Consider the following 18,696-nt stretch of genomic DNA (forward strand, 5'->3'; position numbering starts at 1 on the left):
TCCCGTTCCGAGTAAAAAAGCGTGAAACTCTAGCGTGAAACGGCTAGAATCATTACATGAGCGACATTGCAATTCTCGGACTCGGAATCATCGGCTCCGGCGTAGCCGGAAGGCTTGCTTCACTCGGTCTTGACGTCACCGTCTGGAACCGTACTCCCAAAAGTACCCACATCGGAGCCGTTTCGTCCCCAGCGGAAGCCGCCGGACAGACACGTATCATCAGCCTGTATCTCAAAGACCGTCAGGCATGCATGGAAGTTTTTGAAGCACTGGCTCCGGCATTGACGCACGACCATATCATCCTCAACCACTCCACCATTGACCTGGAAACAGTCCATATTCTTGCAGAACGTTGCAAACAAATAGGTTGCAGCTATCTAGACTGTCCTTTCACCGGCTCGCGCATACCGGCCACCAACGGTACTCTGGCCTATTACGTGTCCGGCGACAAAAAGGTATTGGAACAGGTACGTCCCCTGCTGGAAAAATCCTCCAAGGCCATCATCTATACGGGGAAAATGGGCAACGGCACAGTCCTCAAACTCGTCACCAATCTCCTTTCCGCCACCATGGTGCAGGGACTTTCAGAGGCTCTCGCCATTACGAAAGCACACGGCATGACGGCAGAAAACCTGCTGGAAGCCATGACCCAGAACGTCGTCGCATCCCCCCTCGCCTCCTTCAAGGTACCCTATATGGATGCAGCGGATTTCTCCACCCATTTCTCCCTGGACAACATGCGGAAGGACAGTACCTACGCCATCGAACTGGCACGGGAAAAAGGCATTGATCCGCCACAGATCGGCTTGGTTTCCTCCATCATGGCGCGCCTCTGTGAGGAAGGACATGCCGAGGAGGATTTCTGTGTCCTGGCCTCTCAATTCAACCAATAATCAGAGGTCCCCTTGCTCGCCCATGAGCAAATGACAGACGGTTCCAAGAGATCAACTCCGGAACCGTCTGTTGTATGATCTATAAGGATTCGGAACAAGGGGAAGGAAAAAGCCTCTGTCCTACTTCTCTTCCGTGTAAAAGAATTTGTAGTATTTCAGTCCGTATTCCTTGTCAAAACCCTTCTGCATGAAGTTTCCGCTGCCGTGGACGTAGATGCTGAAGTCCTTGTCCAGCTTGATAACCTTCTTGAGAAACTTTGTGGACTTCTTCACTCCTTCTTCGGAAATAGGGAATTGATTCCAATCGTCCAGCCCATCATTGCGGCAGGAAAGGAACTCCGAAAATTCCCGGCGTGTTTCGTCATCGGCAAAAACGGTTTCTTCATATTCACGACGGTCGAATCGTTCCTTGTCGCGGAAATATTCCATCGTCTTGTCCATCACGGATAATTCTTCATCTTTGGAAACCTCCTTCTTTTTGGGCAGTTCCTTGGTGATGAATTCCTTAACGCTTTTCACCGTGTTTTCCGTATAGAACTTGCTGTCGCGCTGAAGCCTGGCATCCAGAAAGTCTTCGATCCAGAAAGCGGCCTTGCGTCCCTTGCCCGTTGTATCGAACACACTCAAGATGAACCCTTTGTCTCGTTCCGCGTTACAGATCAGGCATCCCTTGTCCATCTTGTTGACACTAAATCCTTCTCCGCGTTCGATATGGAAACCTCTGTCGTCCTCCACCAAATGGATGAAGGTCTCTTTCACCTCGGACTTGAAGAGCCCCAGGGAATCCACTTCCGTACCATCGACTCGGCACCCGGAAAAACGAACGACATAGAGGTCTCCGTCCTTCACCTGGGGATGCTTCGCGACGTCATGCAGAATCTCCGCTATAGAAACGGATGTTTGCATGAATTCGGCTTCGCCGTCGAAAAGAGCCCGGGCACATGAACATACGGATTCCGGCTCCTCCATGGCACCGGCATAAAAATTGTAAATTTCTCCCGGATTCAGGGATGAAAAGAAGAAACGCATCAGTAACTCCTTCATCTCCGAGGACAGAGTCACCTCTTCATTGGCAAATTTATTGCTTTGGTCACTGGCTTGGTTAACCACGCGGTGAATCACCAAAGATTCGATCCTGGCTTCAGATACATCTATCATCATGTTGGCGGGATTATGCCGAGATCATCTCCGGAGGCAAGGAGGAATCGTATCCGTCATGTCCGGCATGACAGGCGTTCTATCTCTGGAACAAGCACCCGGGCAATTTCCCGATATCCGTCCCGGGTAGGATGGAGTCCGTCGCGCGTCAGTCCCGGTTTCAAGTGACCCGATGCATCCGCCAGCACAGAACCGATGTCTGCATAATACAAGCGGGACATCGCGGAAGATTCTACGGCATAACGGATTAAATTGTTGGTTGCGATCAATTTTCCATGCATCTGTTCCCCTTGGTCATCTCGAGGATAGATTCCCTGTAGCAGAATGGAACAAGCGGGCAGACATTCCCTGACAGAAGCACACAAGGCCATGAGACCGGCAGAGATATCCTCCGGCGACGAAGCAGGCAGATTGTTCGTTCCCAGAAGGACGACGCAAAGGGAGTCCGGTGCGGCTCCGTCCAGTTCTCCGTGTTCCACTCGCCACAAGGCATTCTCCACCCTGTCATTGCCGAATCCGAGATTGACGGGCTTAAACCCCTCCAAGTACTCCGTCCACAAGGCAGGAGCCGTCGCTACATAATCCAAGGGAGAATCGTCATAGGGTTCCCCTCCCCAGAAATGAGTAATGGAATCCCCCAACATCAGGAGACGGGGAGAGAGCTTCCGCACGGCACGGCACACCGCCCCATGGCGTATAGCCCAGTCGTAGGCCATAAAGTCCCTGTTCTGCGTCCTCCTCACCAGGATTTCCGGAGTCGGCAATGACGGAGGCATCCCCGGACGGGTGAAGGCCTGGACCTCTGAAATTCCCTTGCGTCCCAGAAAGATTCTGGCCCGGATTTCCGTCCCCGGATCGCATGCGACGGGAGCCAGGTACTGCCCCTGCAAAAACAATAAACGGGGACCGTCCCAAGGGAAACAGTAGCGGATCACCGCCCCTTCGGGTACATTGCCGGCAAGCGAAAGCTCCAATTCTCCGGTTTCCGTCCAAAGCCCATGTATCGTTGCATGATGTTCTCTCATCGCCGGCATTCCTTCGTTCGTCCAACAGGATTCAGAGTTTAAGAGATATCCCTCATATGATCGCGCATCTGCTGGCGCGATACGGAATCAGGCTGAGTTCCCTCACGATCTCCATAATTGATACCCCGACTGATACCGGCGCCGTGGGGTGCTCCGAGGCGCACATCCGCTTCGCTCGGCAGCAAGTGAACAGGGCGCTTGCTCCTAAACCAGAAATATCCCGTTGCAAAAAGGATCACCCCCACCAGTCCGATGAGCAGCAAATCCCGGTACGCCAGCATTTCCTCCTCCCATACCTTCACCAGAGCCCCAATGGAATTCTTTTTGACGCCCTCAGGTTCCGTAATTTCTACATTGACAGAAGGAATATTGGTTCCGGACAAGGAGATACCAGGTTTGGTCTGCGTCATGGCCTCCCGGCTTTCCTCCCGCGCATAATGGGCCATAGCCGCCATCGCTTCCAGCAATTGATCCATGGGATCGGTAAACACGGAAGCATTTTCCTTGATGTGGTGAAGGACAATGCGCCTGCGACGATCCCCCATCGCATCGTTCATTTCCTGATCGGCCGCAATCTGCATGGACTGGACATCGCCCAGATGTACGTGAAGCAACATGCTGCGTTCCCCCGGTTGAAACACCTGGCGAGCAAGCGTTGGAGCATTGACTTCCGGCGGCACTGACTGCCCCTTGGCAAAGATGCTTACATACACATGAATGCCAAACTGCTCCTGAAGCCTGGCCATCAGGAGCAGGACGTCATCGCGTTCAACCTCCGTCAACAGTTTTTGCGGATCAATTAATCCGATACCGGATGGACGGATATACTGCGGCAGGAACTGTTCGTCCACTCTCTCGAAATTTTCCGGGAAAGGATCCACGGGACTTGTCTCGGATGCCGATACGGCGGGAATGGGAGCATCTTTCTCATCATCCGAAGGAACACCCGGCAACAAGGAAGAGACAGAATCCCACCATTTACCCAGAAGAACAGATTTTTGATCCTTCTCCGTCCATTCCGGCATCGAACCCCCTTCCGGCCGATCTTGAGGATCGGAAGGTTCCGGTTCCCCCGGAGTAACAGCCGCCCCCATCAACAATACGGCGGCTAACATGCCGGGCAGCCACCGACCATAGGATCTTACAATTCCCATTTTCTCTTTCCCGCCTCCTTATCCGGAATTTTCCCCTCATTCCTGAAAGAGATTTTCGTTTCCTTCCCTTCGATGAAAGGCATTTCTTCTTTTTTGAAAACCACATTGTACTTGCCGGGATGGCGCAACACAGGCCCCGCTTGTGAGACCACATGACGAACTGCATCTTTCATCACTTTCCTGATGCCGGCCATCAACAGCCCGTCGCGCAGAAGAAGCCGCGACTTCACGATACTGGCATTAATCCGTTCGATATGAATATAGGGATCAAGCTGGTAACCCCAGATGAAACAGGCCGTGGCCGTCCTCACATCAATCACCAATACCAGAAGCCACTGGGGATCCACCCCGAGTTTTTCCCCACGTTCTCCAAACCCGGCCACTTGGATATCCATGTGATTAAACATCCAAAACGTATGACGCATCAAGCTGAACGGCTCCGTAATATTCGGAAAATAAACAGCCAGTGCCGCCGGAAGAATACGCCGTTCATATTTTTCAAGATCCCGCGCCAGCCGAATGCGGTCATGATGCCTCAGCGCCCCTGCATGATCGCAAATGCGACGAAAGGGCACCTTAGACTTCCCATACTGCTGGTTGACAGTGTCCAAAGAAAACCCGCAACGCGGACAAATAGAGTCCGCCCCACGGTGAAACGCTTGAAGACATTTAGGACACGTCGGCACGTGCTTTATGATAGACTTTCCAAGCCATTCTGGAAAGTATTTATTAAAACATATATTGCAGTTCCGTCACAAGTTATCCGTCCATTCCGGAATCAGATTTTCGGAATGGACAGCTACTCAAAAAGAAAAGGATCCGCACTCTGTCCACCAACGGTACCCATCTGTAAAAAAGATTGCAGACGTCAATCGGAAAACAGGATTTCAGCAGAGGTTTATTCCCCGTCTTTCTTCTCAATCATGTCGCGGGTGACAGGATAAACGGCCCCGCATCTCGGGCAGGTGACTTCAAGAGATTTCTCCCCGGCAAACAACTCGTCAAGTTTGTCTTCCATCGCCTTCAGCGTCGGCAGAATACGCCCTATATTACAGCCGCAATTGAATTTGAACTTCCGCGTTTCCAAAAGCTTGGTTTCTTCGACGGAATCAATTTCCTTCATCATGTCCACCGTCAGCGAGCCAAGCCACTCCTCATCGGCGTCCGGCTGGGCAGTCACCATGGTAAAGCACTCATCGGGCAGTTCCAGGCAGCGAGCCAGCCTCTGCTCGCTCTGCTGGTAGAATTCCTCCACCCACTCTGCGGGAGTATCTCCTTTGATATCGATGACCGATGAACGGATTTCCCTGCCGTCCTTGTACATCTGGGCATAAAACAGATTATTTTCCGGAATGCGGATATCATTGACGAAAGCCCGTCCGACCACGGATTCCGTCAGGGATGATCCCGTGACGAATAGATTGGCGGGACCGGGCGATTTGAGGTTCACCGTCCAGGCATGTTGTTCCGCCCATGGCCGGGCCACCAGATACAGCGTGAAATACGCCAGCAAATCCTTCAGCATGCTGTCGCACGGTTCCTCGTTCCTCAGGCCGTACTGCATCAGGTGCAGGTAATAATCCGTGTACATGGGGGAAAAATGCGCACGGAGCAGATGGCAGTTGCGATGCCTCACGAAGATGGATTCCACCTTTACGAATTCGTCAACAAATTCTTCGCTCATGGTGACAGTTTCCATCCAGGCGAGCCAAAGACAATACCTTCCCCCGTCATCGGCATTCCGCAATCCGAACTTTACCCGTCATCGCTCCCTATCTATGATCCCCGCATGGCTACAGATAAAAACATCACCATCAAAACCTCCAAGGGCGATATCAAACTGACCGTATTCGCCTCCCAGACTCCCGTCACGGCGGCATCCTTCCTGAACCTGGCCTCCCAAGGCTTCTATGACGGTATTACCTTCCACCGCGTCATCCCCGACTTCATGATTCAGGGCGGCGACCCGACCGGTACAGGCATGGGTGGCCCCGGCTACAAGTTTGAAGACGAATTCCGCAGAGACCTCCTCCACGACGGAGCCGGCATCCTTTCCATGGCTAATGCCGGAGCCGGCACCAACGGATCCCAGTTCTTTATTACCCATACCGCCACTCCCTGGCTGAACGGTAAACACACCGTGTTCGGCAAAGTGACGGAAGGACAGGATGTTGTCGATGCCATCGCCAAGGGCGACACGATCAACAGCATCGAAATCCATGACGACACCGCCGACCTGTTCGCCGAACAGGCCGACAGAATCGCCGTGTGGAACAAGGCTCTGGCGAAGTAATTCCCAACCAGGTACTTCTCAACAATCCTTGGAGGATGTTTCTCCGGATCGTACAATCCGGACGACAACATCCTCCTTTTTTCTGCCCCCGTTCGACGGGATATTTCCATCAGGAGGCAACTACATCCGTAATCTTCCGGAAGCGGTACATGAATGTTACCAGACAGGCAAACAAAACGATACTCAGGAGACTCAATCCTGCAGCTCCCCACATATAAGGAACCACGACATGCAAGACTTTCTCATTCAATTGTTGTGAAGAAATCCCTTGTGCACCGATCCCTACAACAGAGGATACGATCGACATGAGTAAAAAGCATAACTGGGACAGGATCGTAATGGAGGCAAACCCTGCACCCATCCACCGGGCTATACGAAAATCATCCTCAATCCCCCGTCTCGACAGAAATATCCGAGCATATTTCCATAACGAACAGTACGATACAAAATTCCAATACCAGTTGAATAAAGGAATAAACTGAAACCACACGGCCACGCCTGCATCGGGCATATCCATGCACCTAGACGGATCTTCTTTCTTCAATACCTGAAGACGCTTCCAAACACGGTATTGGAGCATCCATGCAAAAATACAGCCAACAAACCCTACGAAGGAAACCAAAATCGACACCAAGGCTACCATCAATACGAATATGATATCGCTCTTCCCCTGTAATTGCTCAAGCGCCTGCCAGAATTGCATGACGGAACCAAGAATGCCGAAGGGAATACCCAGGAAAAAGAAAAGATAGTAAAGAGTCTTGTCCTTCATAACTACTATGCCCCGTACTCCAAAATTCTAACGATATCAAGATCTATCCGTTTGTAAATTCATCTTTTGAGACAAAAGCCACCCTTGAAATCCAGAGAAACATCCCCTATCCTCGCGCGCCCATGGTTCTGTCCGTCCAAAACCTGAAAGTCCAATTCGCCGCCCGGGTTCTCTTCAAGGAACTCTCGTTTACCGTCGAAGCCGGGGAAAGAATTGCCCTCGCCGGTCACAATGGCGCCGGCAAATCGACGTTGATGAAGTGCATCGCCGGAATTCAGGAACAAGACGAAGGAGAAATCATCCTGCCGAAGCATTTCCAAGTCGGCTATCTGCCGCAGGAAGGCATCCACATCTCCGGTATCTCCCTGATAGACGAAGCTCTTTCCGCATTCTCCGACCTCTGGGAACTGCAGAGGGAAATCGACGAAATGACGGAAGCCCTCCAAGAATTGGATCCGCGCTCCTCAACCTACTCCGACCTGCTCGACAAGATCGGCGCCCGCGAGCTCGTCCTCCACAACCACGACCTTGCACGCCTGAAACCCAAGACAGAATCCATCCTGCGCGGCCTCGGCTTCAAGGACTCCGATTTCACTCGCGATTGCGGAGAATTTTCAGGAGGCTGGCAAATGCGCATCGCTCTGGCAAAGCTTCTGCTGCGCGAGCCGGAAATCCTGATGCTGGACGAACCGACCAACCATCTGGATATCCAGTCCCAGCGATGGATGGAACAGTATCTTCACAATTACAGGGGGGCGATCATCATTATCTCCCACGATATCTCCCTGCTTGATGCCCTTGTCACACGCACGATCGCTTTCTACCATGGCCGCGCTGAAGAATATTCCGGCAATTTCTCTTTCTTCCTCAAGGAAAGCGCCGCCCGCAAGGAAATCCTCCTGCGCCAGAAAAAAAACCAGGAACGCGAAATCGCCAAAACCAAACAATTCATCGACCGCTTCCGTTCCAAATCATCCAAGGCAACACTCGTCCAATCGCGTATCAAGATGCTGGATAAGGTGGAACTCATCGAAATTGAAGACGATGACGCCATCATGAATTTCCGCTTCCCGGAACCTCCCCAAGGCGCACATTCCGTCGTCAAGCTGGAGAATGTCTCGAAAAACTACGGTCCTATTTCCATCCTCGACCACTACAACCTGGAAATTACCAAAGGAGACCGCATTGCCATCGTCGGTGTCAACGGTGCCGGCAAATCGACCTTCTCCCGCCTTATTTCCGGCACAGAGGAACCCTCCGACGGCAAAGTTGTGATGGGATACCACACGCACATCGCATTCTTCTCCCAGACACACGCCGATGACCTGGATCCCGACCAGACGGTTCTCGAAAGCGTTGAAGCCGCCGCCTCCAGAGAAACTGCCCCCATCGTCCGCAATCTTCTGGGATGCTTCCTGTTCCGAGGCGACGACGTGTTCAAAAAAGTAGGAATCCTCTCCGGGGGCGAACGTTCGCGAGTAGCTCTTGTGCGCATGTTGTTACATCCCGCCAACTTCCTGATCCTCGACGAACCGACCAATCACCTCGACTTTCAATCCCAGCAGGTCCTTCAACGGGCACTGCTGGAATACCCCGGTTCCTACTGCATCGTCTCCCACAACAGAAGCTTTCTGGATCCCATCGTGACAAAGGTCATCGAATTCCGTCCGGGATGCCCGCCCAGAACGTTTATCGGCAATGTCTCGGACTATATCGCCAAAACCGAAGAAGAAAACACCATCAAAGCTCGCTTGACAATCCTGCCCGACTCCGCCTCTTCCGCAACTCGTGGTACTATCGTTCCACCGGTTGCCGATCGCAAGGTTCAAAAGCGGATAGAGGCTGAACTGCGCCAGTTGAAAGCGCGCTACCTGCGCCCCCTTCAGCAAAAACTCGAAGAGTTGGAAGAGGCCATCGCCCGGCACGAACAGAGTAAGGAAGAAATTGCCGCCGCATTGTCCGAGCCGGACATAGCTTCCGATTCCGACAAGATTCTGGAACTGACACGCCAATTTCAGGATGCCGACCGCGCCCTGGAAAACGCCTACACCCAATGGGCAGATGTTTCCGAACAAATAGAACACAAGGAACGGGAATTAGAAAACTCCGTTCAATCCTGACGCCCCGTCCCCTCCGCTAGATCAAAACCAGAGCCATTACCAGCATGCCGAGGATGATGCCGTAGATGGACAAGTGGTGGTGCCCCCACTTCTCCGCCATTGGCAGGAGTTCATCGAACGAAATGTACACCATAATCCCCGACACGCTCGCAAAAAGCACTGCCAGAAGAGTCGGCGACAGGAAGGGGAAAATCACCAGCATCGCCAGGATAGCCCCCACCGGTTCGGCAAGCCCCGACAGAAAGGAATAAACCACGGCTTTCTTCCGGCTACCGGTACCATAATACAAGGGAACCGCTACAATCATGCCCTCCGGAATATTATGGACGGCCACAGCCAGAGCAATGGAAGCTCCCATGGAAATCGAATTCATCCCTGCGGCAAACGTCGCAATGCCTTCCGGAAAATTGTGGATGCCGATGGCCAGCGCAAACAGGAATCCCGAACGCTTGATGCTCCCCGGAGGCGGCACGGAGGACGGCAGAGAGTTCAACTGTGACACATCCGGAAACTCGTGGGGGTTCTCGTCCGCCGGAACGCATTTGTCAATCAAGGCGGCAATGCCGATCCCTCCGAAAAATGAAATCAATGCCCAGACGGCCCCCATGCGGTCACCATAGATCCCCATCAAATCCTGCCGAGCTATGCCCAATAGTTCTACGAGCGATATGTACACCATCACACCTCCGGAAAATCCCAGGGAAAAGGTCAGCAACTTTGTGTCCGTCCGTTTCATGAAAAAAATAACGAATCCGCCGATCCCGGTTGCCAGACCGGCCAAAGTCGTCATCAGAAGAACATGGAGAATATAGGAAGAGTTGTAATCCATTTGATAATGATTCTTAAACATACACGCAAACCCATGTCGATGCAAAAGTACGGCACGCCTAACAAGATACCGGACTTCCGAGAAATTAATGTGCCCTACGGACAGGAATTCCATTGACTTGCAGGCCGGATCAGGTGTTCTTGATGGACGAAATGACGATCACGATCCCCCCTCCTGACCGGGAAGCCGCAGAACGCACCCGGGAACGCCTCAACCAATTGGCCAAAGTACCGGGAAGTCTCGGAAAACTGGAAACTCTGGCTATCCGCTTGGCCGCCATGACCGGAAATTCCGCCCCGGTTTTTCCCCGCAAGGAAGTAATCGTCTTCGCAGGAGACCACGACATTGCCCTGCAAGGAGTCAGTGCCACCGGGCAGGAAATCACCACAGGGCAAGTGCGCAACTTCGTCCGGGGCGGAGGAACCATCAATGCCTTTTCACGCAACGCGGGAGCCACCGTTACCGTTGTCGATGTCGCCGTCAAGGATGACATCAACAACTTGCCGGGACTCGTCAACCGCAAGATCATGAACGCTGTCCATGATTTCAGCAAAGGTCCGGCCATGACGCGGGTACAGGCGGAACAGTCCGTCCAGACAGGTATCGACATGGCTCACGACGCGTCCTCCCGGGGTATCACCCTGTTGGCTGCCGGGGAAATGGGAATCGGCAATACGTCCCCGTCCTCTGCCATCGCCGCCGTCCTGATGGGCATTCCCGTCTCCTCCGTGACGGGAATCGGTTCCGGAATCAATACTGAAACCGTCCGTAAAAAAATCTCCCTGATCGAACAGGGTATCCGGTTAAACCAGCCCGATCCCGGCGACACCCTGGATGTGCTTGCCAAAGTCGGCGGAGCGGAAATAGGTGCCATGGCCGGTCTGATGCTGGGAGGAGCCTCGCTTCGCATACCTGTCGTCGTAGACGGTTTCATCGCTGGAGCCGCCGCCGCCATTGCACGAGGTATCAACCCGGAAGTGTCACACTACCTGGTCGGCTCCCATGTTTCCGTCGAGCCCGGTCATCAAATGCTGATGGATTACATCGGGGTGGAACCCTTTTTCGATTTCGGCTTGCGCCTGGGCGAAGGTACGGGAGCCGCCCTTCTCTTCCCCATCATCGATGCCTCCGTCAGGATTCTGACAGAGATGATCCTTTTCCGCGACATGGACTTCTAACCCGCTATTTCTCCCTGACTGCCATGCAAACCATCCGCGCTGCCTTCGGATTTTTCACCCGCATTCCCGTCGGATCACGGCCTCTGCCGGATAATTTCCGGGGCGTCCTTGCCTGGATTCCCCTCGTTGGGCTCGTCGTCGGTTGTCTGGCAGGCGGAATTGTCTGGGCAGCATCGCTAATCCTGCCTTCCCTCCTCTGCGGAGTCATCGGCTGTCTTGCGTGGGAAGCCATCACCGGAGGTCTGCACCTTGATGGAGTAGCCGACTGCGGTGACGGACTCATCGTCGAAGCTCCTCCGGAACGACGACTTGAAATTATGAAGGATTCCCGTCTCGGCACCTTCGGAGGAGCCGTCCTCTTCCTGACACTGATGATGAAAATCGCCGCCATTGCCTCCCTCGTACAAACCGGCAACCCTTTCATCCTCCTGCCGGCATTCGCCATGGCCGGCCTGCTTTCCCGCAGCTGCATGTTCCTCTCTCTGCGCTACAGTACCGCACGACCGGGAGGCTTGGGAGAAGCCATCCGCCAAGGAGTCACTCCTTCTCACGCTCTCCCCGCTATCTTCCTCGTCACAGTGGGATGCGCCCTCTCCGGCCTTCACGGCCTTGTGGCTCTCGTCGCTGCCATTCTGGTGGCAGAATGCCTATTATCCATTGCTTCCAAGCGTCTTGGCGGTGTTACAGGCGATGTTTTCGGTTGCATGATTGAAACAATCGAATGGATCGTCCTGCTTACCTTCTGCCTCCGGTTCTGACTCCCATGACATCCCCGCCAGTTTCCTTCACACTGCCCGGTTTAACGCTCGGTTGTACTTCCTTTCTGGTGTACGAGCCGTACATTTCCGCATTCCGATATTCCGCATCAGTCTGCCGGGACGTCTCTCTCCTCCTCAATGAACCCGGACAAGACAACGAGTTCCTCATCACCGAGGAAGAAGTCCGTGAAATCGGCATCATCGCAGCCGGCGAAGGCACCGGTATCAATATTCACCTCCCATCCGACGGAAACTTCGACACCCGGGAAAACGCCCGGCTCTTCACCCGGCGCATTTGCCAGGCCATTAAACGCGCTCTCCCCCTGAATCCTCATTCCTGGGTACTCCACATTCCCGTCATGGCCTGTTCCGGCAACGGGCAAATGCCCACCGACGACTGCAACGTATGGACGCGGGAATGCCTGGAGGAAATTGCCGCCCACCTCCCCTCCCCGGACATGCTTTGCTTGGAAAACCTGGAAACATTCCGTACCGATATTCTGAATCCTTTGCTGGATGACACACCCTATTCACGCTGCATGGATATAGGACATGTCTGGAAAGACGGACTCGACCCCGCACCGCTTCTCCGGGAATGGTACCCCCGCATCCGTATGTTCCACCTTCACGGCATCGTCGGCCGCGACCATAAATCACTCAAACTCATGTCGGGCGAATCCATAGACTCCGTCATGCATCCATTATGGAAACTCGGTTTCCCCGGCGCCATCACCCTCGAAGTTTTCACCACGGATGATATTGCCACCTCGCACGCCATACTCCTGCAATCCTATGAACGCTACCTCGCCAACAACGCTTCCCAACCTGACCTTCGTCCTCGGGGGTACCAAAAGCGGTAAAAGCGCTTTTGCGGAACAACTCGTTTCACGCCACGGAGGAAATATCCTCTACATAGCCACGGCCGATGCCAGCCTGAACGACGCATCCATGGAACGACGCATCCGCCTTCACCGAAAACGGCGTCCGTCCTCATGGAGTACTCTGGAAACGCCTCTTCATCCGGCGCAAGATGCGGAAAACCTCCTGCGATTCCAACCGGCAGACTCCGTCCTTCTGGACTGCGTCACTCTTTGGGTCACCAACATGCTTTTCTCCCGGGGTGAACAGGAAATCACTCCCGGCGAATTCGAATCTCTCATCCGTCAGGAAATTCACGACCTCCTGCGTCTCATCTCCCATAGTACGGCACAATGGACAATCGTCTCGGGAGAAACCGGCTTAGGAGGCACTCACGCTACCCCGCTGGAACGCCAGTTCTGCGATGGCCTCGGCTTGGCCAACCAACTCATCTCCCAAGCTGCCGGAAAAGCCTACCTCGTCGTCGCCTCCCGGCCAATCCCACTTCCTCCGCCATTTTAAAGCAACGAGCATCGACATCTCCCGCGAACTTTCATTCGCTTAATCGTTTCCCAGCAACGGCAGAAAGAGATTCCTACTTCTTCTTTTTTTTGCCAAACAGGCCACCCATACCGGGAAAACCGCCCATGCCGCCTCCCATGCCGGGAAAACCACCGGGAAGCCCCTTGGGCATCGACGGCATTTTCATCCCCCCCTTGCCACCTCCCATGCCGCCCATCTGTTTCATGAGAGCGCCCATTTTGCCTTTGCCGGACATCATCTTGCGCATATCCATGAAATTCTTGATCAGCTTATTGACTTCCAGTACGGAACGACCGGAACCAGCTGCGATACGGCGGCGGCGGGACGGATTCATCAAGTCGGGATTGTTCCGTTCCTTCGCCGTCATCGAAAGGATAATAGCCTCCATGTGCTTCATGCGGTCAGGATTCAGAGCATCGGCCGGAAGTTGTTTCTTGATCTTGTTAAAGCCGGGTAACATACCCAGAAGACCGTCCAGCGGTCCCAGATTGCGGATCATATTCATCTGATCCAAAAAGTCGTTGAAATCGAACTTGCCGGACATCATCCGCTCGGCAGATTTCATTGCCTGCTTTTCGTCGATTTTTGCGGCGGCGTGCTCTACCAGGCCAACGATATCCCCCATGCCTAGAATGCGGTCCGCCATGCGGTCCGGCACAAACGGGCCGAATTGATCCAGTTTTTCCCCTTCGCCGGAGAACTTGATCGGCTGTCCCGTCACGGAACGCATCGACAGGGCGGCGCCGCCACGGGCATCTCCGTCCAGCTTCGTCAGCACAATCCCGCTCAAGCCGACAGCGGCATTGAACGTTTCCGCCACCTTTACCGCCTGCTGGCCGGTAGCGGCATCCACCACAAGAAGCGTCTCACGAGGAGACACGCAGGCATGAAGACGCTTCAGTTCGTCAATCAGCGCTTCGTCCACCTCCTGCCGGCCCGCCGTATCGAAAATCGTCACCGTCGCCATTATGTCCCGTGCCCATTGCATGCCGCGCCGGGCCACATCCACCACATCGCTTTCTCCGGGTTCGGGGCAAAACACGGGCACATCAATCTGCTTGCCCAAGGTAGCCAGCTGCTCCACGGCGGCGGGACGGATCAAGTCGCACGCAATCAGCACGGGGCGTCTCCCCTCATTCTTCAGTCGCAAGGCCAGCTTCGCACTCGAAGTCGTTTTACCGGCGCCATTGAGTCCTACCATCATAATCCGGGCGGGATCCGTTAAATCCAGAGGGCTCGCATCCCCTCCCAGCAATTCGGCAATTTCATCATGGAAAATCTTGACGATTTGCTCCCCGGGCTTGACCGACTTGAGCACTTCCTGCCCCATAGCCCGTTCCTTGACCCGGGCGATAAAATCGCGGGCCACTCCAAATTCGACATCAGCCTCCAACAGGGAAAGTCGGATATCTCGCAGGGCATCGGCAATATTCTTTTCGGAAATTTTGCCCAATCCGCGCAATTTGCGGAACGTATCGTCAAGTTTATCGGCTAATAGAGAAAACATAATCGGCTGCTTGTGCCGCCAAGACTGCCACAAAGATTCCCCATCGTCAATCATCCGCCACCCCATCCGTATCCCTTCTTTTGATACCCTTTCGATTGCTACTGCAGGAAAGTTCGATGCAATTATGTTTAACCTCTTCACTTTGTCCGGCAAGAAGTTCAAGGTGCCGTGTCTTTAACTTGAAAAACAGCCGCCGACTCTTCATGATACAAGCCCATGAACATCTGGATACTCAGCGATTCCAAACCAGGCCACCTGAACCAAACCAAGGGACTGGCGGCTGCGCTTTCCGCACGAAAGCCCGGAAACGTTGATATCATCGACCTGGCAGGGCAAGGCTTTTTCCAAAAGCTCCGCACCGTTTCCCGGAACAATGGTCATGCCCGCCCCGATCTCATCATCGCCGCCGGTCACAGCACCCACATTCCCTTGATCCGGGCAGCACGGCATTTTAACGCCGTTTCCATTCTCTGCATGAAACCCAGCCTTCCCTGTTGTCTCTTCGACCTGTGCCTCGTCCCCCGGCACGACCTCGGGAACAAGGAGTATCCCGGAAAGCACATCTTCCCCACTACAGGAGCCCTCCACTCCATCCGCCCCAACCCGGAAGCAGATAAAAACACAACACTCATCCTCATCGGAGGTCCCAGCAAGGCCTACGGTTGGGCTCCAGATTCCCTTCTGGGGCAGCTCCAAGCCATTGACGCCCATGTCTCCGCCACCGGCGGACAAGCCGTTCTGACGACCTCGCGAAGAACTCCCCCGGACTTCGCCCCGTCCATTGTCCGGGAATGCCCCCACATCAAGGTTGTTCCGGTGGAAGAGACCCGCCCCGGCTGGGTTGCCGCCCATTTGGAACACGCCCATACCGCCTGGGTCACACAGGACAGCGTCTCCATGGTGTACGAAGCCCTAGGATCGGGTGCAGCCGTCGGCGTCCTCTGCATGCCCGTGCGTTCCTCCAAGCCATCCCGCGTTGCCCGCGGTCTCGACATGCTTCTTGAAGAAGGGCGCGTCACTCCCTGGGCTACATGGAAAACAACCGGCCACCTCCCGTCTTCCCTTCCCCTTGTCGAAACCGATCGCGCAGCCGACTATATCATCCAACACTTTTTTCCCTCTACTCCTTCCACATGAAAATTATCCACTTACTTCCCTCCATGGAATCCGGAGGAGTCGAACAAGTCGTTCTGGAACTCGGCAAGGGATTCTCCAATCGGGGTATCGATAATGTCGTCATATCCTCCGGAGGACGCCTCGTCTCCCAGCTAAAGCACGAAGGTTCCCGCCACATCAGAATGGATATCGGTAAAAAAAGCATCTCTTCCCTCCTGAAAACAGGCCGCCTCCGCAAGCTCCTTCTTGAGGAAAAACCGGATATCCTCCACCTCCACTCCCGCATGCCGGCATGGATCGGATACCTGGCCTGGAAAGGCATCCCGGAGGAATTCCGTCCCGGACTCGTCACCAGTGTCCACGGATTCTACTCCGTCAATGCCTACTCCGCCATCATGACCAAAGGGGAACGCATCATCGCCGTCTCCCGGTGCATCCGCGACTACATCACGGAAAAATACCCCAAGGCACAGGCTCGAAACATCCGGGTCATCCCCAATGCCATCACTCCGGAAACGCATTATTCCGGATATACTCCCACCAGCGCGTGGCTCCATACATGGCATGCAAACTATCCGGAACTCGCCGGCAAATTTACCCTTTGCCTGCCTGGACGCATCACCCGGGTCAAAGGACATCTGGACATGATTCCCATCATGAGAACTCTCCTCGACCAAGGTATCCCGGCCCATGCCGTCATCGTCGGAGAAGCCAAGAAGGGCAAGGAAGAATACAAGAACGAAGTCCTCAATGCCTATGACAATGCGGGTCTTACTCCGCACACAACATGGGTCGGTCATCGACGGGATCTTCGCGACGTCCAGGCAGCATGCTCAGTCACTCTCTCCCTCACTTCCATGCCGGAATCTTTCGGCAAAACCACACTTGAGGCCCTCGCTATCGGCCGCCCCGTCGCCGGGTATGCCCATGGCGGAGTCAGGGAACAACTCGAAGTCTTCTTCCCCCAAGGGCTCGTCCCCGTCGGAGACACCCTCTCCATGGCGGAACTCCTCGCCGACTGGTACAAAACGCCCATTGCCCCGCCGGCAGACATTCCCTCCCCCTACCGCATGGACGATATGATCCAGTCTCATCTGAACGTTTACCGGGAACTCTGATTTTCCCACAGTTCCCCATGACGCCCCGTCTCGCCGCCATCACGCTGAATCTGATCCCAACGCTCGGCTCCATCCGCATCTGCCGTTTGCTGGACTTTTTCGGCAGCCCGGAACTCATTCTCCATGCCGACGAAACCATGCTCCGCCAAGTCCGGGGTATCGGTCCTGAACTCGCCGCCGCCATCCGCTCCTGGAAAACCACCGTCAATGCGGAAAAAGAACTCGAACTCGCCGACAAAGCCGGGGCATCCGTCACAACCATCTTTGACGATACCTATCCCGCCCCGCTTCGGGAACTCCCCGACCCGCCCATCGTACTCTACCACCACGGCCAGTGGTTCCCCTCCGACGGAGAACGTTCCGTTGCCATCGTCGGTTCACGGCAGGCAACACCGTACGGTCGCCTCACGACGAGAAAATTCGCCAGCGAACTTGCCGAATGCAGAGTTACCGTCATCTCCGGGCTCGCCAAAGGCATCGACACCGAGGCTCATAACGCGGCCCTTGTCACAGGAGGCCGTACCATTGCTATAATCGGTTCCGGCCTCAACCGCCTCTACCCCGTGGAAAACGCTCCGCTCGCCGCTAGAATATCCGACGGAAGAGGAGCTGTCGTATCCGAATTCCCCATGAATATGGGACCCAGCCGCACCACCTTCCCCATGCGCAACAGAATCGTCAGCGGATGGAGCAAAGCCACCCTTGTCGTGGAGGCACCTGCCCGCAGCGGCGCCCTGATTACCGCCCATACCGCCAACGAACAGGGCCGACTCGTTTACGCCGTCCCCGGCCCTGTAGACCGCACTTCATCCGACGGTTGCCACTCTCTTATCCGAGAAGGAGCCATCCTTGCCACCTGTGCCCGACACATCATTGACGATTTCCACTGGGCGGATACATCCCCCGCACAGCAGGAACTGGCCCTCTTTCCCTCCGAAGAACCCACTCCCTCCGTCTCTTCCCGTGCCCACTCTCTTTCCGAACAGGAACAACAGGTTCTGCACTCGATCAATATGGGGTTCCGCGATCTCAATACCCTGTGTTCATCCACCGGGCTCACGAACGGAGAACTCACAACCGCCCTTGTCCGATTACAAATGCAACGCCTCATCCTCCCGGAACCGGGAGGACTTTTCCGTCCGGCAGACTCCTGAGAAAAGAGACCCTACTTTTGATTGCCTTCCCGGGAAGGGAAACCCCCCCGGAAATATCAAAATAGTCACTCCCCCTCATACTTGATAGCGGCCCAAACCGGGATAATCGACATCGCACTCATCCCCGCACATAAGAAAAACGTTAAAACAGGTTTTATTCTCATATGATCGCCTTTTAGGCGAAATTATATTCAATCACAAGGATTCGATTCACGAAATC

Annotated in this window: 18 protein-coding genes; 10 read left to right on the forward strand and 8 right to left on the reverse strand. The window is 54.4% G+C overall.

The features are described from left to right. Positions 1–56: 56 nt before the first annotated feature. Complete coding sequence (locus QET93_RS09710) at positions 57–893, forward strand: NAD(P)-dependent oxidoreductase (RefSeq protein WP_280126015.1); 837 nt, start codon at positions 57–59, stop codon at positions 891–893. A gap of 120 nt (positions 894–1,013) precedes the next feature. Here the strand turns inward: QET93_RS09710 and QET93_RS09715 are convergent, their stop codons facing one another. The 5 genes from QET93_RS09715 to QET93_RS09735 all read right to left on the reverse strand — a co-directional run bounded on the left by QET93_RS09715 (position 1,014) and on the right by QET93_RS09735 (position 5,914). Next, entirely contained in the window at positions 1,014–2,054 is a 1,041-nt protein-coding gene (locus QET93_RS09715) for a nucleoid-associated protein (RefSeq protein WP_280126014.1), read from the reverse strand. Between the two features lie 53 nt (positions 2,055–2,107). Next, positions 2,108–3,076 (reverse strand): GDSL-type esterase/lipase family protein, encoded by a 969-nt coding sequence (locus QET93_RS09720; protein ID WP_280126013.1) that lies wholly within the window; start codon positions 3,074–3,076, stop codon positions 2,108–2,110. Positions 3,077–3,114: 38 nt separating this feature from the next. Next, the gene (locus QET93_RS09725; protein ID WP_280132250.1) at positions 3,115–4,230 is read right to left on the reverse strand and encodes a hypothetical protein; all 1,116 of its coding nucleotides are present in this window, start codon (positions 4,228–4,230) and stop codon (positions 3,115–3,117) included. Beyond that, on the reverse strand, positions 4,218–4,625 hold the full coding sequence (locus QET93_RS09730) for a hypothetical protein (protein WP_280126011.1): 408 nt from the start codon (positions 4,623–4,625) through the stop codon (positions 4,218–4,220). The genes QET93_RS09725 and QET93_RS09730 overlap by 13 nt, the downstream gene beginning before the upstream one ends. Positions 4,626–5,128: 503 nt before the next feature. Next, entirely contained in the window at positions 5,129–5,914 is a 786-nt protein-coding gene (locus QET93_RS09735) for an Hsp33 family molecular chaperone HslO (RefSeq protein ID WP_280132251.1), read from the reverse strand. Positions 5,915–6,019: 105 nt separating this feature from the next. Between QET93_RS09735 and QET93_RS09740 the strand changes: the two genes are divergently transcribed. Continuing rightward, a complete protein-coding gene (locus QET93_RS09740; protein ID WP_280132252.1) occupies positions 6,020–6,523 on the forward strand; it encodes a peptidylprolyl isomerase in 504 nt (167 codons plus the stop codon). Between the two features lie 109 nt (positions 6,524–6,632). On the opposite strand, the gene QET93_RS09745 is transcribed toward QET93_RS09740, so the two are convergent. Next, positions 6,633–7,295, reverse strand: coding sequence for a hypothetical protein (locus QET93_RS09745; protein WP_280132253.1), 663 nt, complete (start codon positions 7,293–7,295; stop codon positions 6,633–6,635). Positions 7,296–7,417: 122 nt separating this feature from the next. Here QET93_RS09745 and QET93_RS09750 point away from each other — a divergent pair, with 122 nt between their 5' ends. Then, on the forward strand, positions 7,418–9,415 hold the full coding sequence (locus QET93_RS09750; RefSeq protein ID WP_280126007.1) for an ABC-F family ATP-binding cassette domain-containing protein: 1,998 nt from the start codon (positions 7,418–7,420) through the stop codon (positions 9,413–9,415). A gap of 16 nt (positions 9,416–9,431) precedes the next feature. Here QET93_RS09750 and zupT read toward each other — a convergent pair whose 3' ends face one another. After that, positions 9,432–10,265, reverse strand: coding sequence for a zinc transporter ZupT (zupT, locus tag QET93_RS09755; protein WP_280126006.1), 834 nt, complete (start codon positions 10,263–10,265; stop codon positions 9,432–9,434). 122 nt (positions 10,266–10,387) lie between these two features. Between zupT and cobT the strand changes: the two genes are divergently transcribed. The 4 genes from cobT to QET93_RS09775 are packed head-to-tail and all read left to right on the forward strand — an operon-like array spanning position 10,388 to position 13,560. Further along, positions 10,388–11,422, forward strand: a complete 1,035-nt coding sequence (gene cobT, locus QET93_RS09760; protein ID WP_322189964.1) for a nicotinate-nucleotide--dimethylbenzimidazole phosphoribosyltransferase — start codon at positions 10,388–10,390, stop codon at positions 11,420–11,422. Between the two features lie 23 nt (positions 11,423–11,445). Continuing rightward, positions 11,446–12,180: an adenosylcobinamide-GDP ribazoletransferase gene (cobS, locus tag QET93_RS09765; RefSeq protein WP_280126004.1), complete on the forward strand. Its 735-nt coding sequence runs from the start codon at positions 11,446–11,448 to the stop codon at positions 12,178–12,180. Further along, positions 12,144–13,040, forward strand: coding sequence for a cobamide remodeling phosphodiesterase CbiR (cbiR, locus tag QET93_RS09770; RefSeq protein WP_280132256.1), 897 nt, complete (start codon positions 12,144–12,146; stop codon positions 13,038–13,040). Before cobS ends, cbiR begins: the two co-directional genes overlap by 37 nt. After that, positions 12,973–13,560: a bifunctional adenosylcobinamide kinase/adenosylcobinamide-phosphate guanylyltransferase gene (locus QET93_RS09775; protein WP_280126002.1), complete on the forward strand. Its 588-nt coding sequence runs from the start codon at positions 12,973–12,975 to the stop codon at positions 13,558–13,560. Before cbiR ends, QET93_RS09775 begins: the two co-directional genes overlap by 68 nt. 73 nt (positions 13,561–13,633) lie before the next feature. Here QET93_RS09775 and ffh read toward each other — a convergent pair whose 3' ends face one another. Then, the gene (ffh, locus tag QET93_RS09780; protein WP_280126001.1) at positions 13,634–15,088 is read right to left on the reverse strand and encodes a signal recognition particle protein; all 1,455 of its coding nucleotides are present in this window, start codon (positions 15,086–15,088) and stop codon (positions 13,634–13,636) included. A 216-nt stretch (positions 15,089–15,304) separates the two neighbouring features. Here ffh and QET93_RS09785 point away from each other — a divergent pair, with 216 nt between their 5' ends. Genes QET93_RS09785 through dprA form a run of 3 tightly spaced genes read left to right on the forward strand, consistent with a single transcriptional unit; the run spans position 15,305 to position 18,476 of the window. Continuing rightward, on the forward strand, positions 15,305–16,225 hold the full coding sequence (locus QET93_RS09785) for a mitochondrial fission ELM1 family protein (protein ID WP_280132257.1): 921 nt from the start codon (positions 15,305–15,307) through the stop codon (positions 16,223–16,225). After that, positions 16,222–17,322: a glycosyltransferase gene (locus QET93_RS09790; RefSeq protein ID WP_280132258.1), complete on the forward strand. Its 1,101-nt coding sequence runs from the start codon at positions 16,222–16,224 to the stop codon at positions 17,320–17,322. Before QET93_RS09785 ends, QET93_RS09790 begins: the two co-directional genes overlap by 4 nt. A gap of 17 nt (positions 17,323–17,339) precedes the next feature. Continuing rightward, positions 17,340–18,476 carry a DNA-processing protein DprA gene (dprA, locus tag QET93_RS09795; protein WP_280132259.1) on the forward strand — a complete coding sequence of 379 codons (1,137 nt, stop codon included), beginning with the start codon at positions 17,340–17,342 and terminating at the stop codon, positions 18,474–18,476. The last annotated feature ends 220 nt before the right edge of the window (positions 18,477–18,696 follow it).

The organism is Akkermansia sp. N21116 (genome assembly GCF_029854705.2).
Lineage (GTDB): Bacteria > Verrucomicrobiota > Verrucomicrobiia > Verrucomicrobiales > Akkermansiaceae > Akkermansia.

What these genes read in the sequence shown, in the direction of transcription:
- QET93_RS09710 (WP_280126015.1), top strand. Translation starts at nt 57, where the DNA reads ATGAGCGACATTGCAATTCTCGGACTCGGAATCATCGGCTCCGGCGTA.
- QET93_RS09715 (WP_280126014.1), bottom strand. Translation starts at nt 2,054, where the DNA reads ATGATGATAGATGTATCTGAAGCCAGGATCGAATCTTTGGTGATTCAC.
- QET93_RS09720 (WP_280126013.1), bottom strand. Translation starts at nt 3,076, where the DNA reads ATGAGAGAACATCATGCAACGATACATGGGCTTTGGACGGAAACCGGA.
- QET93_RS09725 (WP_280132250.1), bottom strand. Translation starts at nt 4,230, where the DNA reads ATGGGAATTGTAAGATCCTATGGTCGGTGGCTGCCCGGCATGTTAGCC.
- QET93_RS09730 (WP_280126011.1), bottom strand. Translation starts at nt 4,625, where the DNA reads ATGGATATCCAAGTGGCCGGGTTTGGAGAACGTGGGGAAAAACTCGGG.
- QET93_RS09735 (WP_280132251.1), bottom strand. Translation starts at nt 5,914, where the DNA reads ATGAGCGAAGAATTTGTTGACGAATTCGTAAAGGTGGAATCCATCTTC.
- QET93_RS09740 (WP_280132252.1), top strand. Translation starts at nt 6,020, where the DNA reads ATGGCTACAGATAAAAACATCACCATCAAAACCTCCAAGGGCGATATC.
- QET93_RS09745 (WP_280132253.1), bottom strand. Translation starts at nt 7,295, where the DNA reads ATGAAGGACAAGACTCTTTACTATCTTTTCTTTTTCCTGGGTATTCCC.
- QET93_RS09750 (WP_280126007.1), top strand. Translation starts at nt 7,418, where the DNA reads ATGGTTCTGTCCGTCCAAAACCTGAAAGTCCAATTCGCCGCCCGGGTT.
- zupT (WP_280126006.1), bottom strand. Translation starts at nt 10,265, where the DNA reads ATGTTTAAGAATCATTATCAAATGGATTACAACTCTTCCTATATTCTC.
- cobT (WP_322189964.1), top strand. Translation starts at nt 10,388, where the DNA reads ATGGACGAAATGACGATCACGATCCCCCCTCCTGACCGGGAAGCCGCA.
- cobS (WP_280126004.1), top strand. Translation starts at nt 11,446, where the DNA reads ATGCAAACCATCCGCGCTGCCTTCGGATTTTTCACCCGCATTCCCGTC.
- cbiR (WP_280132256.1), top strand. Translation starts at nt 12,144, where the DNA reads ATGGATCGTCCTGCTTACCTTCTGCCTCCGGTTCTGACTCCCATGACA.
- QET93_RS09775 (WP_280126002.1), top strand. Translation starts at nt 12,973, where the DNA reads ATGAACGCTACCTCGCCAACAACGCTTCCCAACCTGACCTTCGTCCTC.
- ffh (WP_280126001.1), bottom strand. Translation starts at nt 15,088, where the DNA reads ATGTTTTCTCTATTAGCCGATAAACTTGACGATACGTTCCGCAAATTG.
- QET93_RS09785 (WP_280132257.1), top strand. Translation starts at nt 15,305, where the DNA reads ATGAACATCTGGATACTCAGCGATTCCAAACCAGGCCACCTGAACCAA.
- QET93_RS09790 (WP_280132258.1), top strand. Translation starts at nt 16,222, where the DNA reads ATGAAAATTATCCACTTACTTCCCTCCATGGAATCCGGAGGAGTCGAA.
- dprA (WP_280132259.1), top strand. Translation starts at nt 17,340, where the DNA reads ATGACGCCCCGTCTCGCCGCCATCACGCTGAATCTGATCCCAACGCTC.